General features: G+C 47.5%; 13 protein-coding genes. 12 read left to right on the forward strand and 1 reads right to left on the reverse strand.

Annotated elements, in window-relative coordinates:
- Window positions 1–60 precede the first annotated feature (60 nt).
- The 5 genes from MUB35_RS13005 to MUB35_RS13025 all read left to right on the forward strand — a co-directional run bounded on the left by MUB35_RS13005 (window position 61) and on the right by MUB35_RS13025 (window position 6001).
- Window positions 61–729 (forward strand): response regulator transcription factor, encoded by a 669-nt coding sequence (locus MUB35_RS13005; RefSeq protein WP_244806348.1) that lies wholly within the window; start codon window positions 61–63, stop codon window positions 727–729.
- Window positions 726–1742, forward strand: coding sequence for a sensor histidine kinase (locus MUB35_RS13010; RefSeq protein WP_244806349.1), 1017 nt, complete (start codon window positions 726–728; stop codon window positions 1740–1742). The genes MUB35_RS13005 and MUB35_RS13010 overlap by 4 nt, the downstream gene beginning before the upstream one ends.
- A 103-nt stretch (window positions 1743–1845) precedes the next feature.
- Complete coding sequence (locus MUB35_RS13015; protein WP_244806350.1) at window positions 1846–4419, forward strand: DsrE/DsrF/DrsH-like family protein; 2574 nt, start codon at window positions 1846–1848, stop codon at window positions 4417–4419.
- 258 nt (window positions 4420–4677) lie between these two features.
- Window positions 4678–5124, forward strand: a complete 447-nt coding sequence (locus MUB35_RS13020) for a GNAT family N-acetyltransferase (RefSeq protein WP_033141182.1) — start codon at window positions 4678–4680, stop codon at window positions 5122–5124.
- A gap of 127 nt (window positions 5125–5251) precedes the next feature.
- Window positions 5252–6001 (forward strand): GNAT family N-acetyltransferase, encoded by a 750-nt coding sequence (locus tag MUB35_RS13025; RefSeq protein ID WP_244806351.1) that lies wholly within the window; start codon window positions 5252–5254, stop codon window positions 5999–6001.
- A 100-nt stretch (window positions 6002–6101) separates the two neighbouring features.
- On the opposite strand, the gene MUB35_RS13030 is transcribed toward MUB35_RS13025, so the two are convergent.
- Window positions 6102–8066, reverse strand: coding sequence for a sodium-translocating pyrophosphatase (locus MUB35_RS13030; protein WP_033141173.1), 1965 nt, complete (start codon window positions 8064–8066; stop codon window positions 6102–6104).
- Window positions 8067–8367: 301 nt separating this feature from the next.
- On the opposite strand from MUB35_RS13030, the gene MUB35_RS13035 reads away from it, so the two are divergent.
- The 7 genes from MUB35_RS13035 to rny all read left to right on the forward strand — a co-directional run bounded on the left by MUB35_RS13035 (window position 8368) and on the right by rny (window position 15457).
- On the forward strand, window positions 8368–9135 hold the full coding sequence (locus tag MUB35_RS13035) for an ABC transporter ATP-binding protein (protein ID WP_033141172.1): 768 nt from the start codon (window positions 8368–8370) through the stop codon (window positions 9133–9135).
- Window positions 9125–11125: an ABC transporter permease gene (locus MUB35_RS13040; protein WP_033141171.1), complete on the forward strand. Its 2001-nt coding sequence runs from the start codon at window positions 9125–9127 to the stop codon at window positions 11123–11125. Before MUB35_RS13035 ends, MUB35_RS13040 begins: the two co-directional genes overlap by 11 nt.
- 87 nt (window positions 11126–11212) lie before the next feature.
- Window positions 11213–11398: a hypothetical protein gene (locus MUB35_RS13045; RefSeq protein ID WP_033141170.1), complete on the forward strand. Its 186-nt coding sequence runs from the start codon at window positions 11213–11215 to the stop codon at window positions 11396–11398.
- 12 nt (window positions 11399–11410) lie between these two features.
- Window positions 11411–11668: a spore coat protein gene (locus MUB35_RS13050; RefSeq protein WP_033141169.1), complete on the forward strand. Its 258-nt coding sequence runs from the start codon at window positions 11411–11413 to the stop codon at window positions 11666–11668.
- A 353-nt stretch (window positions 11669–12021) separates the two neighbouring features.
- Complete coding sequence (recA, locus tag MUB35_RS13055; RefSeq protein WP_033141168.1) at window positions 12022–13158, forward strand: recombinase RecA; 1137 nt, start codon at window positions 12022–12024, stop codon at window positions 13156–13158.
- Window positions 13158–13769, forward strand: a complete 612-nt coding sequence (locus MUB35_RS13060; protein WP_033141167.1) for a regulatory protein RecX — start codon at window positions 13158–13160, stop codon at window positions 13767–13769. Before recA ends, MUB35_RS13060 begins: the two co-directional genes overlap by 1 nt.
- Before the next feature lie 128 nt (window positions 13770–13897).
- The gene (gene rny, locus MUB35_RS13065; protein WP_033141166.1) at window positions 13898–15457 is read left to right on the forward strand and encodes a ribonuclease Y; all 1560 of its coding nucleotides are present in this window, start codon (window positions 13898–13900) and stop codon (window positions 15455–15457) included.
- Window positions 15458–15637 lie beyond the last annotated feature (180 nt).

The following is a 15637-nucleotide window of genomic DNA, read 5'->3' on the forward strand; positions in this document are numbered from 1 at the left end:
TTGTGCAGCCGCGCAGAGAAAAGATCACTTACCCGGCTGCAGAAGAAAGAAGGGATAGAAATGAAAATTCTTTTGACGGAAGACGATGACAAACTGCGCACAGAGCTGGCGCTGTTTTTTAAAATGCACGGATATGATACCGGGGAGATCACGGATTACAAAAATGCAGTGGAGGAGATCTGCCGTGCAGGGGGCGATATTCTGCTTTTAGACCTCTCCCTGCCGGACGCAGACGGAAAATACATCTGTAAGGAGCTGAGAAAACGTCTGGCGATTCCCATTGTCATCATAACCAGCCAGAATACGGAGATGAATGAGCTTCTGTGTCTTAATTACGGGGCAGATGATTTTATAGCGAAGCCGTTTAATCCCCAGATCCTTTTGGCCCATGTGGAGGCAGTGCTGAAGAGAAGCCAGGGAAGCCTGCAAGAGACAGAGGAGATATCCTGCGGTGACTTTATTCTGGATATTTCCCGGAGCGTGGCAAAAGCAGGGGAGCAGGAGGCGGACCTGACGAAAAAAGAGAGCAGGATACTGTACTGCCTTGCGAAAAACAGGGGAAAGATCGTGTCCAGGGATGTGATCATCAATGATCTGTGGGACAGTGAACTGTTTGTAGATGACAATACCCTGACTGTGAATATCACAAGGCTTCGGGCAAAACTGGAATCTATCGGACGAAAGGGCGTGATCCATACCAAGAGAGGGCAGGGGTATCTGTTAGAATGAATCTGAGAGAATATATAAAGGAGCGATGGCTGCAGTTTATTATGCTGCTGGCAGTTCTCACGGTGGTGATCCTTTTCGGTGTGCTGGTCATGATACCGAACTTTTACCTGCTGCTGGTAGGGGTCTCTTTTGTCAGCATCTGGTTCGCGGTGTGGTGCACGGATTATATGAGAAAACGCCGTTTTTACAGGACAGTGGAAAATCATCTGGCACATCTTGACCAGAAATACCTGCTTCCCGAGCTGCTGGAATGCCCGGGTTTTCTGGAAGGGAAATTCATGTATGAAACCCTGCAGGAAATGGCGGAATCCATGAACTGGCGGGTGGGAGAGTACAGACACAAAAGCGATGAGTACAAGGAATACATTGAACTGTGGGTTCATGAGGTGAAGCTCCCCATAGCCACCGGGAAAATGATTCTGGAAAACAACAGGGACAGCTGCAGTGAAAGCCTTTCGGAGGAGCTGGACAAGATCGATGACTTTGCAGAGCAGGCACTTTTTTACGCCAGAAGCAATTACGTGGAAAAGGACTATATACTGAAAAAGCTGAATCTGGAGGAGCTGGCACGCGAGGTTATACGCAAAAACAAGAAAGCACTTATAGGCGGAAAATTCTCCATAGCCCTGCATGACCTGAATGTATGTGTGTATTCTGACAGTAAGTGGCTGGCCTTTATTCTGAACCAGATCCTGGCAAACAGCATCAAATACCGGAAGGAAGACAGCGCGGGGATCGAGTGGTATGCTGCTGCCGAAAAGGAAAAAGTCATCCTGTGCATGAAGGACAAGGGCATCGGTATTCCGGTCATGGATGCAGGCCGTGTTTTTGACAAGGGTTTTACCGGCTCCAATGGCCGTTTTGGCAAAAAGTCCACGGGTATAGGCCTCTACCTGTGTAGAAAACTCTGTGAGAAAATGGGACACAAAATCTACCTGACATCCAGGGAAGGGGAAGGCTGTGAAGTCTTTATTGAATTTCCAAAAGGCAGTATGACCGGATTTCTGGAGTGATCCCTTCTGCCTATGTGACTCTGTTACGGAAAACCCATCCGAATCTGTGTATGATAGTGGCAATGAGAAAACAGACCAACCACAAAAAAGGAGTGTTTCAGATATGCCAAAAAAGACAGTGATAATCGGAGGCGTAGCAGGAGGAGCCACAGCAGCGGCCAGACTGCGCAGAAGAGATGAGAATATGGAGATTGTTGTTCTGGAAAAAGGAGACTATATATCCTTTGCCAACTGCGGCCTTCCCTACTATATCGGGGATGTGATAAAGAGCAGAGATGCCCTTCTTCTCCAGACACCGGAGGCCATGAAGAAAAAATTCAACATTGATGTCCGCACAAAAGCAGAGGCAGCCGCCATTGACCCCAAAGAGCACAAAGTTCTGGTACGCAGTCTTTCCACCGGGGAGGAATACGAGGAAACCTACGACAGCCTTATCCTTGCCACCGGTTCCTCTCCCTTAAAACCGCCTATCCCCGGCATTGACGGGCAGGGTATTTTCACCCTCTGGAATATTCCGGACACGGACAATATAAAGCATTACATGGAACAGCATCATCCGGGCAGGGCAGCCGTGATCGGCGGAGGTTTTATCGGCCTTGAGATGGCGGAAAATCTGCACAGAGCAGGTCTTGACGTGACGATCATAGAGATGCAGAATCAGGTCATGGCTCCTCTTGACTACGAAATGGCGCAGCTTCTCCACGAAAACATCCGCATGAACAACACCAGGCTGATCCTGGAGGACGGTGTCGACCACTTTGAGACACAAAACGGCAGTACAAAAATCCATCTGAAAAGCGGCAGAACCGTGGAGGCGGAGCTGGTGCTCCTCTCCATCGGCGTAAGGCCCAACAGTGCACTTGCAAAAGACGCAGGCCTTGCCTTAAATGCCCGCGGAGGCATTCAGGTGGATGCCTGTCTCAGGACTTCCGAACCGGATATCTATGCAGTAGGTGATGTCATAGAAGTCAACCATCTGGTGACCGGTGAGAAAACTATGATTCCCCTTGCAGGACCTGCCAACAAGCAGGCCAGAATCTGCGCGGACAACATTACGGGCAGCCAAAAAACATACGAGGGTTCCATGGGAACCTCTGTTGCCCAGGTCTTTGACCTGACCGCAGCTGCAGTGGGTCTGAACGAAAAAGCCCTTCTGGCATCCGGCAGGAAAAAGGGAACAGATTATGAGACTGTTGTCATCAACCAGAAATCCCATGCCGGCTACTATCCCCAGGCTACACCCATCACTCTGAAGCTTCTTTTTGACAAGGAGGGAAAGATACTGGGGGCCCAGGCAGTAGGCCAGGATAAAGTGGATAAAAGGATAGATACCATAGCCACGGTCATGAGCATGCAGGGAACCACAGAGAATCTTGCAAAACTGGAACTGGCCTATGCCCCGCCCTTTTCCTCAGCCAAGGATCCTGTCAATATGCTGGGCTTTGTGGCGGAGAATATTCGGAACAACATGGTATCCTTTGTCACCCCCGCGGAACTGGATCTGCTTCTGCAGGCAGAACATGAGGGCGTTACCGTCCTGGATGTTACAGAGGAGGCTGAACGCATGGTATTTTCCATTCCCGGTTCTGTCCACATGCCTCTCGGCACCCTGCGGAGCCGTCTCAGGGAGCTGAATCCGGATAAGAGGATTGTAGCGTATTGTTCCATAGGCGTGCGTTCCTACAATGCGGCCCGCATCCTTATGCAGAGCGGATTTCAAAAGGTAAGTGTCCTGGCCGGCGGTACATCCTTCTACAAATCATATCACCACACTGCATCCGGTGAGACACCGCCGGTTTTAACTTCCGCTGAAAAAAGCCCTGCGGCGCCGGAGCCTGCCAAAGACTCACCGCAGAAGCTTCAGATTCTGGACTGCAGCGGCCTTCAGTGCCCCGGTCCCATCATGAAAGTAAATGAGACCCTGAAGAAGATGCCCGAAGGCTCCAGACTTCAGGTGTCCGCCACAGACATGGGATTTGCCCGGGATATAGACGCCTGGTGCCGGAGAACCGGCAACACTCTATTGTCCACAGAACGCCAGGGCAGAGAAAACATTGTGACTATTCAAAAAGGCACTGCGCCCTCCTCAGCTGTAGACGCAGCCTCCTGTCCGTCCCACAACCGGGATGATTTGAGCGCAGCCTCCTGCCCGTCCCACAACCGGGATGATTTGAGCGCAGCCTCCTGGCCGTCCCATGACCGGGATGACCAGGGAAAGACAATTATCGTCTTCGACGGTGATTTAGACAAAGTTCTGGCCTCCTTCATCATAGCCAACGGCGCTGCTGCCATGGGCCGCCCGGTCACCATGTTCTTTACCTTCTGGGGCCTGAACGCTCTTAGAAAACCGGAAAAAGTCCATGTCAAAAAGCCTTTTATTGAGAAAATGTTCGGTTTCATGATGCCCCGGGGCACCACAAAACTGAAGCTTTCCAAAATGAACATGATGGGCATGGGCACCAAAATGATGAAAAAAGTCATGAAATCCAAAAATGTCTCCTCTCTGGAAGAACTCATCAGGCAGGCCCAGGAAAACGGCGTAAAGCTGGTAGCCTGCACCATGTCCATGGATGTCATGGGCATTACCCCGGAGGAACTCATAGACGGCGTAGAACTGGCCGGTGTAGCCTCCTACCTGGGCGACGCGGAGCAGTCCAACGTAAATCTGTTTGTATAAGCAAAACGTCCGGCATCTGTTTTTTACAGAGTCGGACGTTTCTCTTTGTCCTCCGGAATCACCTGAATTTGGCGTGCGGGAATCCTCAGCTTCAGCAGAATATTTTTACATACAAGAACAGAAAGTATGTTCGAAAAACATTGTCATACTCCTGCTAATCCTGTATACTATAACTAAATTCAGCCCTGAAAAAGCAGCACCAATCCATTTCAAAAATTTTAGGGGCAGCTACTAATATGAACAAAGGACGGTGTTTTGATGATTATTACAAAAGCTACAAAAGAGGACTTATCAGAAATTCTACAACTGCAATATTTGTCTTATCAAAGCGAGGCAAAACTATTAAATAATTTTGATATTCCGCCACTAAAGCAGACATTACAAGAGGTTCAAAACGAATATGATAATGGGACAATATTAAAAGTTCTTGATGATAATAACAGAATTATCGGTTCAGTACGTGGGTATATAGAAAATGGTACTCTATACATTGGAAAATTATTCGTACACCCATTTTGGCAAGGAAAAGGGATAGGCACAAAATTATTAAAAGAAATTGAACACACTTGCCCACATAACCGATGTGAATTGTTTACAAGTTCAAAAAGTGCAAAAAATTTACAGCTGTATGAACAGGTTGGATATGAAATTTTTAAACAACAGGAAGTTTCGAATGAACTTACTTTTATATACTTAGAAAAATAGACAACAATGGAGGATGAATCGTCTGCCTGTTAAATTATTGTGTTATTTTACGGCACATGAGTTTAAGACGCATGATATAAGAATAATGTTGACCGGAAAACCGATAGATATATAAGCGAGGATAAATATGAATACAAATTTTATTAACCTGACAACCGAAAACCTTCCCGCTGAGCATTTATGCTGCATCATCCGCAGCAAAAAGCCCCATCCCGGCGTTGAGGCAAAGCGGCAATGGCTTTCTGACCGACTGAAAGAGGGCCATGTCTTCAGAAAATTAAACGAAAAAGCAGTGGTCTTCATAGAATACGCTCCTCTGGAAACCGCCTGGGTCCCCATAACCGGCTATAATTACTATTATATATACTGCCTGTGGGTCACGGGTGCCCACAAAGGAAACGGTTACGGCAGATCACTGATGGAATACTGCATAGCCGACGCCAAAGCAAAAGGAAAGTCCGGCATCTGTATGCTCGGCTCCAAAAAACAAAAAGCCTGGCTTTCCGACCAGGCATTTGCCAAAAAGTTCGGCTTTGAAGTTGTCGACACCACAGACTCCGGCTACGACCTTCTTGCCCTCTCCTTCGACGGAACCACCCCTCAATTTACCAAAAGCGCCAAAGCCCAAACAATCGAGAACAAAATCCTCACCATCTACTACGACCATCAATGCCCCTACACCTACCAAACCATAGAAACCATAAAAAAATACTGCGAATCCACCAATACCCCCTCCGCCTTCATCCAGGTAGACACACTACAAAAAGCAAAAACCCTCCCCTGTGTATTCAACAACTGGGCCATATTCTACAAAGGAAACTTTGAAACCGTAAATCTTGCAGACCTCAACACCATAAAACGAATCCTAAACAAATAAAAATAATTTTTCTGCATAAAGAAAAGAAGCTTCCACGGTTTTAAATATCAACCGTGGAAACTTCTTTTTTTCTACCACTTTCACTGTCCCTTATATCACATCAAAGAAACAAAGGCGTAAACACCACCGCCACAATCGTCATCAACTTAATCAAAATATTGATCGAAGGCCCCGAAGTATCCTTAAACGGATCCCCCACTGTATCACCGACAACCGCCGCCTTATGCGCCTCGCTGCCCTTACCGCCGTGAGCCCCCTCCTCAATAAACTTCTTGGCATTATCCCATGCCCCGCCGGAATTTGCCATAAAAACAGCCATCAGCACTCCTGTGACCAATGCCCCGGCCAATAACCCGCCAAGCGCTGCCGGCCCCAGAACCAGCCCCACAAACAGTGGAGCCACAACAGCCATAATACCTGGAACCAGCATCTCTCTTAACGCTGCCTGGGTAGAAATCTGCACGCAGGAAGAGTAATCCGGCTTCCCTGTCCCTTCCATAATACCCGGAATCGTCTTAAACTGCCTCCGCACCTCCTCGATCATTTTATTTGCCGCCTTGGAAACAGAATCCATGGTAAGCGCAGAGAATAAAAACGGCAGCATACCGCCAATAAACAGCCCCACAATAACCTGCGGATTCAGAATATCGATGGTATCCAGATTCACCGCCTCCGCGTAAGACACAAACAATGCCAAAGCCGTTAACGCCGCGGAGCCAATGGCAAATCCTTTGCCCATGGCAGCAGTGGTATTTCCCACAGAATCCAGCTTATCCGTAATATTCCGTACAGATTCATCAAGCCCTGCCATCTCCGCGATACCGCCTGCATTATCCGCAATCGGCCCATAGGCATCGATGGCGATGGTGATACCGGCTGTGGAAAGCATTCCCACTGCGGAAAGAGCAATCCCGTACAGTCCGCTGAAATGATAAGCAGCCAGGATTCCGACAGCAATAAAAAGGATCGGGAGCATAGTGGAACGCATACCCACAGACAGTCCGCTGATAATAGTAGTGGCAGCACCTGTCTCAGACTGGGATGCAATCTTCTGAACCGGCTTAAAATCCCCGGAAGTATAATACTCTGTGGTGATACCGATCAGCAGTCCCACGATCAGTCCGCTGATAATGGCGACAGCCGCCTTAAAATTTCCAAAGAACATATGACTTAACACAAGGGAGAGCACCAGCACCACCACACTGGAACCGTAAGTTCCAACCTTCAGTGCTTTACCGGGGTCTGCGCTGCTGCTGGCTTTCACCAGGAAAGTGCCAGCCATGGAAGCCAGAATCCCCACACCTGCCAGCACCAGCGGGAATACGGCACCGGAACCCTGAAAATAGATCAGCCCCAGCGTGATGGCAGATACCAGGGAACCCACATAAGATTCAAACAGGTCAGCCCCCATACCGGCCACATCACCTACATTGTCACCTACATTATCGGCAATAACAGCCGGATTTCTGGGGTCATCCTCAGGAATCCCCGCCTCCACCTTTCCAACCAGATCGGCGCCCACATCAGCCGCTTTTGTATAGATACCGCCGCCCACACGGGCAAAAAGCGCGATAGAGGAAGCGCCCAGGCCGAAACCGGAGATGATTCCGGCATCCTTTGTCACAAGATAAACCAGGCTTACACCCAGAAGGCCCAGGCCGGTTACACACATACCCATAACAGAACCGCCTGAGAAGGCAATAGAAAGTGCCTGTTTCATGCCGGATTCCTTTGCAGCGCCTGCTGTGCGCACATTGGCCTTTGTGGCAACCTGCATGCCGCAGTAGCCGGATACGGAGGAGAAGACCGCTCCCATAAGAAACGCGGCTGCAGTCATCCAGCTTTTCAGAGCGATACCTAAAATCAGGAAGAACACCACAACGAAAATGATCAGTATCTTGTACTCAGCCGTTAAAAAAGCCTGTGCCCCCTCATGAATGTAGGAGGCGATCTCCTTCATCCTGTCATTTCCGGCCTGCTGTTTTTTTATGGTGCAGGTCAGAAAGAAGGCGAAGAGAAGTCCCAGTATCCCTATAACAGGGACGAGATAAAGCAGTTGTTCCATAATATAATTCCCTTCCTTTCCCTGTGAGGACATTTGGCTGCGCAGGGGTGCGGAGGAGTTTCACCCGGCGTGGACGTTTGTCCTGTCACAAATAAGTTTTGTAATATCATTATATAACAAATATGTCGAAAATACATAAAAAAACTTAAAAAAACATGACATTTTTCAGTAAAACGCTAATTTTTATCAAAAACGCATGGAAAACCTTACAAATCTGAAAGATAAATGTAAGTCAAATCGATGGGATGGATTTTTAAACGGTTGTATGATAGAATCATCAATCAAGGAAGGAGTTACCATCATGAATACAGTATTGGAAGTAGCAAATGTGGAAAAATATTATGGAAATAAAAGTAACCTGACAAAAGCCCTGGACGGAATCAGCTTTTCCGTGGAGGAGGGTGAATTTGTGGGGATCATGGGAGCGTCGGGAAGCGGTAAGACAACGCTGCTCAACTGTGTCTCTACGATTGACCGTGTGACCAGCGGAAAGATCATCGTCAATGATATAGATGTGACAAGACTCAGGGGAAATCACCTTAATCAGTTCAGAAGAGAGGAGCTGGGTTTTATTTTCCAGGATTTCAACCTTCTGGATACATTGACCGCCTATGAGAATATTTCCCTGGCACTCACGATTCAGCGCATCAGCCCGGCGAAAATCCATAAGTCGGTAAAAGAGATCGCAGATAAGCTGGGAATTGAGGACATTTTAGAGAAATATCCCTATCAGATGTCAGGAGGCCAGAAGCAGCGTGTGGCCTGCGCAAGAGCCATGATAACAAATCCGCAGATCGTAATGGCCGATGAGCCCACAGGCGCTCTGGATTCCAAGTCTGCCAGGATGCTGCTGGAGAGCTTCCAGTATCTGAACCAACAGATGGCTGCCACGATCCTTATGGTCACGCACGACGCCTTTACCGCCAGTTATGCCAACAGGATTCTGTTTATCAAGGACGGAAAGCTGTTCAATGAACTGGTAAGGGGAAGGGACACGAGAAAAGAATTTTTCAACCGCATCATCGAGGTGGTTACTCTCCTGGGAGGTGAGCTGAACGATGTTATTTAAGCTTTCGGTCAAGAATATCAGAAAGAGCCTGAAGGACTATGCTATCTATTTCATGACACTGATACTGGGGGTTGCCATTTTTTATATTTTCAACTCCCTGGATTCCCAGCAGGCCATGACGGATCTGTCCTCCTCCACAAAAGAGATCATACGGCTCATGATCACCATGTTAGGCGGGGTCTCCGTGTTTGTTTCCTGTATCCTGGCGTTTCTCATCGTTTACGCCAACAATTTCCTGATCAGGAGAAGGAAAAAAGAATTTGGGGTATATATGACACTGGGAATGGGAAAAGGGCAGATATCCAGGATCCTTGTGGGAGAGACCTTTCTCATCGGTCTTCTGTCCCTGGCAGTTGGACTGTTCATCGGTGTTTTGGGAGCGCAGTTCATGTCCGTGCTGGTGGTGAAAATGTTTGAGGTGGATATGGAGTCCTATGTCTTCGTATTTTCCAAAACGGCCTTCTTCAAAACGATTTTATACTTTGGGATCATGTACCTGGCTGTCCTGGTCTTCAATACTGTCAGCATCTCAAAATGCAGCCTCATAGACCTTTTATCTGCCGGGAAGAAGACAGAGCAGATCAAAATGAAAAAGCCGGCAGTCTGCATACTGCTGTTCCTTGCTTCCGCTGCGCTTCTGGGAGTGCTCTACTATCTGGTAGCTGTTACACCGGATAAGCTGGATACCGGTTCCTACGGGATCATCATTTTACTGGGCTGCCTGGCTACATTCCTGATCTTCTGGTCTCTGTCAGGATTTCTTCTGCACATGGTGAAGCGGAATAAAAAATATTATCTGAAGGATTTAAACGCTTTTGTTCTCAGACAGATCAACAGCAAGGTCAATACCACGGTGTTTGCCATGACAGTCATCTGCATTATGCTTTTTATGACGATCACAGTGCTGTCAAGCGGTCTCGGAATAAACCACTCTTTCCGGGTATCTTTAGAGGAAATGACTCCGGTGGATGTGAATACGGAATATATGCCGCCTGAAGGGGAGAGCGCAGGGATTTCTGTTTCGGATAAACTGCAGGAGGAAGGATTTGACCTTACTGCTTTTCAGGATGACTATGTGGATATGGGTATCTATGCCACAGACCAGCTCACCATGGGCATGACTATTGGGGAAAACATAGACGAGGTGACAAAGAATTTTATGTTCCTTGACGCGAATCTGCCGGAGGACATTGTAAAACTGTCAGATTACAACCGCCTTGCAAAGCTTTACGGCAGGGAACAGTATGAGCTTGGGGATGGGGAATATCTGGTGCTCTGCAATATAGATGATGTGAAACTGCAGAGAGACAAAATGCTGAAAAAGGGGGAGAAGATCCGGCTGGACGGCGTGTCCTATTCACCCAGATACGAGGAATGCCAGGACGGTTTTCTCATGATGATGACCAACCGTATTAATCCGGGAATCTATATACTTCCGGACCATGCGGTGAAGGAAGCCTGGAGGACAGGCGGATTTCTGGCAGCCAATTATGCCGTGCAGGATAAAAAGGGCGTGGAGGAGACAGATATCAAGATCAACGCTGTGCGAAGAGAGAGCGGGATTTACAGCAATACCAGGACAGATATTGTGTCTGCCAGCATGGGGCTTTCCACGATCATTACATTTGTAGCCATATACCTGGGAATCATATTCCTGATCTCAGGGGCAGCCATTCTGGCCCTGAAAGAGCTTTCAGAGAGTTCAGACAACCGTGAACGGTATGATGTGCTGCGCAAGATCGGTGCGGATGAGAGCATGATAAACCGCTCCCTGTTCAAACAAATTGGGATATTTTTCCTCATGCCGCTCAGTTTGGCAGTGGTGCATTCCGTCTTTGGTCTGCAGTTTGTTAGGAAGATGATGATCACCATAGGAGAAGTGAACCGTTTCGGCTCTATTGTCACCACAGCGGCCGTTCTGCTGGTTATTTACGGCGGATATTTCCTTACCACATATCTGGGCAGCAAACGAATTATTCAGGGAAAATGAGAATAAGAAAAACCCGGACCTGCCATACTATTTCTGTAGACAAAACGGTGTTAGAACCACCAAAAACAGAAATAGGAGGAAAATGTCATGACAGAACTTTCAGTACTTGACTTACAGAATCTGCGCCATCTGATCGGCGGATTTGAGACTACCCACTGCAAAATGCAGGACTATGCACACGAGGCACAGGACCCACAGGTGAAACAGTTCTTCCAGAAGGCTGCACAGTCAGCTATGGAGAGCAAACAGCAGCTTATGCAGTATTTACAGTAGGAGGTAGGAAAAATGACAGATAAGACAATGGTAGTAGATACCCTGGTTGGTATCAACGGTGAACTGGTACACTATGGTGAAATGATTCCCCAGACAGAAAATGCCCAGTTAAAACAGGCTTTAAAACAGATGAGAAACCAGAGTGAAATGTCACAGGAAGAGATCTATCAGATCGCCAGAGCAAAGAGCTATTACGTTCCCGCTGCGAAAGCGACACCGGAAGAGATTTCTCATGTAAAAAGCGTACTGACACAGTTATCTGCACAGTAGACACATCTCACACCGCTGGCCTGCCGGGCACGGAGTAAACAGCAGTGCACAGGGACATCGGAATACATCCGGTGTCCTTTTTTTCTTGACAAATCCCGCCAGATGCTACATACTGAACACATACCGTCAAAGGCAGCTCTGCCTTTTTTATCTGTTCAAGCAGCATTCCGCTGCGCCGGTATTCCCATAGAAAAAGAACGCGCAGAAAGGGTGTGATGCGTATTGCAGGCAGGAAAATAACAGTTGACAAGGAACGAAAAGTGTACTATTATGATAACAGCAATACGAACATAAGTTCGTAGAAATGACAGAAGAAGAAATTATTGAGATGAATCGAATAAAGGAGATTTCAAATGGTCAAAGAAGATAAATTAAAAGCCCTGGACGCGGCCCTGGGACAGATTGAGAAGCAGTTTGGTAAAGGCTCTGTTATGAAACTGGGCGATTCCTCTGTACATATGAATGTGGAGACAGTACCTACAGGTTCTCTCAGCCTTGACATTGCACTGGGTCTGGGAGGCATCCCGAAAGGAAGGATCGTAGAGGTCTACGGTCCGGAATCCAGCGGTAAGACCACCGTGGCGCTGCATATGGTGGCTGAGGTACAGAAAAGAGGCGGAATTGCCGGATTTATTGATGCAGAGCATGCTCTGGACCCGGTATATGCCAAGCATATCGGCGTGGATGTGGACAATCTCTATATTTCACAGCCGGATAACGGGGAGCAGGCCCTGGAGATCACAGAGACTATGGTGCGTTCCGGTGCTGTGGACATTGTGATCGTGGACTCTGTTGCGGCTCTGGTTCCGAGAGCGGAGATCGAGGGTGATATGGGTGATTCCCATGTGGGTCTGCAGGCGCGTCTGATGTCACAGGCTCTCCGTAAACTGACGGCTGTCATCAGCAAATCCAACTGTATCGTTATCTTTATCAATCAGCTCCGTGAGAAAGTCGGAGTTATGTTCGGCAACCCGGAGACCACCACAGGCGGCCGTGCCCTGAAGTTTTATTCCTCCATCCGTCTGGATGTCAGAAGGATTGAAGCTCTGAAGCAGGCCGGAGAGATCGTTGGAAACCGTACCAGGATCAAAGTAGTTAAGAATAAGATCGCGCCTCCTTTTAAAGAGGCAGAGTTTGATATCATGTTCGGCCAGGGAATCTCCAAAGCCGGTGATATCCTGGATCTGGCAGCAGATCTGGGCATTATCAATAAAAGCGGCGCATGGTATGCATATAAGGACGGAAAGATCGGCCAGGGACGTGAAAATGCAAAACAGTACCTGAAAGAAAATCCGGACGTGGCAGCAGAAGTGGAAGCAAAAGTCAGGGAACACTACGGACTTGTTGAGGGAAATACAGAAGAAGACAAGAAAGGTGCAAAAGAGGAGAAAAAGGCTGACGCCAAAGCCTCTGACACAAAAGCACCGGATATGAAGGCCGCGGAGGCACCTGCAGCGCAGGGCACGAAAAAGGAAAATGGGGTTGTATAATGCTTGTCACAAAAATACAGGCTGTAACAAAACAAAAATACAGGATTGAACTTGACGGACAGCCCGCCTTTGTTATTTACAAAGGCGAGCTGTCTCGCTATGGAATAAAAGAAGGACAGGAGATTCCAGGACCGGTTTATCAGGAGCTTGTGGGACAGGTCCTCACCAAACGGGCCAAACTGCGCGCCATGCACCTTTTGGAGAGCATGGACCGGACCAGAGCGGAGCTTGAGAGAAAACTGCAGGCAGGTGAGTACCCCAGGGAAGCTGTGGAAGCGGCACTTGCGTATGTGGAATCTTTTGGATATCTGGATGACAGAAGATATGCCCGGCATTATGTGGAATGTAAAAAAGAGGGCAGAGGAAAAGCAAGGCTGAAGATGGAGCTGGCCCAAAAAGGTGTGGACAGAAGCATCATAGAGGAGGTTCTGGAGGAGGCGGAGCTGGATGACTGCAGGGACACGATCCGGGAACTGGTAAGGAAGAGAAGAAGGGGTAGCGGCTCCATGGATGACAGAGAACGGCAGAGAATTTACGGCTATTTAATGAGAAAAGGTTTTTCCTCCTCTGAAATTTTGTCCGTATTAAAAGAAAAAGAGGATTTTTGCTGAAAAATCTTGGACAGATTTCACATACTTGTCTTTTAGAAAAATAGGTTTTATGTTGACTTTTCAGTAAAAACAGTATAAAATTAAACTGTTGTATTTGTACAATGAAAACTAAATAAGGAGGTGCTCCTGTGGCAATCTATGTAATAGTTGCAATTGTTGCTGTGGTAATCACGCTGCTGATTGCAGTTCCTGTTACAGCCAACATTTCAGTTAAGAAAAAAACTGAAAAAGATGCTGAGACGATCGGAACGGCAGAAGTAAAAGCAAGAAGCATTATAGATGAAGCATTGAAATCTGCGGAAACGAAGAAACGTGAAGCTCTCTTAGAAGCAAAAGAAGAAAATCTCCGTACTAAAAATGAGTTGGAGAAAGAGACAAAAGAGAGACGGGCAGAACTTCAGAAGTATGAGAAGCGTGTTTTATCCAGAGAAGAAGCAGTGGACAAGAAGGCTGATGCCCTGGAAAAACGAGAAGCAGATTATACAGCAAAAGAAGCCGAGCTAAAAAAGAAAGAAAAGAAAGTCGATGAATTACATGACCAGAGAGTACAAGAGCTGGAGAGAATTTCCGGCCTGACCTCCGAACAAGCAAAAGATTATTTGTTAAAAACTGTTGAGGACGAAGTAAAAATTGACACTGCCAAGCTCTACAAGGAATTGGAGAGCAAAGCAAAAGAGGAAGCCGATAAGAAGGCCAAGGAATACGTGGTGACAGCCATTCAGAAATGTGCGGCAGACCATGTATCGGAAGCTACAATTTCCGTTGTACAGCTTCCAAGCGATGAAATGAAGGGCCGTATTATCGGTAGGGAAGGACGCAATATCCGAACTTTGGAAACACTTACGGGCGTAGATCTCATTATTGACGATACCCCGGAAGCAGTCGTATTGTCCGGTTTCGATCCGATCCGGCGTGAAGTAGCACGTATTGCGCTGGAAAAACTGATTGTGGACGGAAGAATTCATCCGGCCAGAATCGAAGAGATGGTGGAAAAGGCACAAAAAGAAGTAGAGACCATGATGAGAGAAGAAGGTGAATCCGCAGCCCTGGAAGTTGGCGTACACGGTATTCATCCGGAATTGATCCGTCTGCTGGGACGTATGAAATTCCGCTCCAGTTACGGCCAGAATGCTTTAAAGCATTCTATTGAGGTGGCACAGCTTGCCGGCCTTCTGGCGGGTGAAGTTGGGACAGACATTCGCATGGCTAAACGTGCAGGTCTGTTACATGACATCGGAAAATCCATCGATCATGAAGTAGAAGGTTCCCATATTCAGATCGGTGCTGACTTATGTAGAAAATATAAAGAGTCCCAGGTGGTAATAAATGCCGTGGAATCCCATCATGGAGACACGGAACCCACATCACTGGTGGCTTGCATTGTACAGGCTGCTGACGCGATCAGCGCGGCAAGACCTGGTGCTAGAAGAGAAACTTTAGAAACATATACCAACAGATTAAAACAATTAGAAGACATAACAAACTCTTTCAAAGGAGTGGACAAATCTTTTGCTATTCAGGCAGGTAGGGAAATTCGAGTGATGGTAGTACCGGAACACGTAACAGATTCCGATATGGTACTGCTGGCACGGAATATTTCAAAACAGATTGAAGCTGAACTGGAGTATCCGGGACAGATCAAGGTTAATGTGATTCGGGAGAGCCGCGTAGTAGATTACGCAAAGTAGGCTGGACCGGGAAAGATGTGCAGAATGCTGCGATGATATTTTATATATCACTGCAGATTCTGCACTTTTTTATTGCAGAGAAAGATGGCTGCAGGGCCTGTTTGCCCGGGAGCAGCGGCGGAAGAAAAAAGATGTGACAGACAGGAGCGTACTAATGGCAGGGGGCAGGGCATAGAATAT

This window comes from Blautia sp. NSJ-175 (genome assembly GCF_022867815.1).
Classification (GTDB): Bacteria; Bacillota; Clostridia; order Lachnospirales; family Lachnospiraceae; genus Blautia; species Blautia celeris.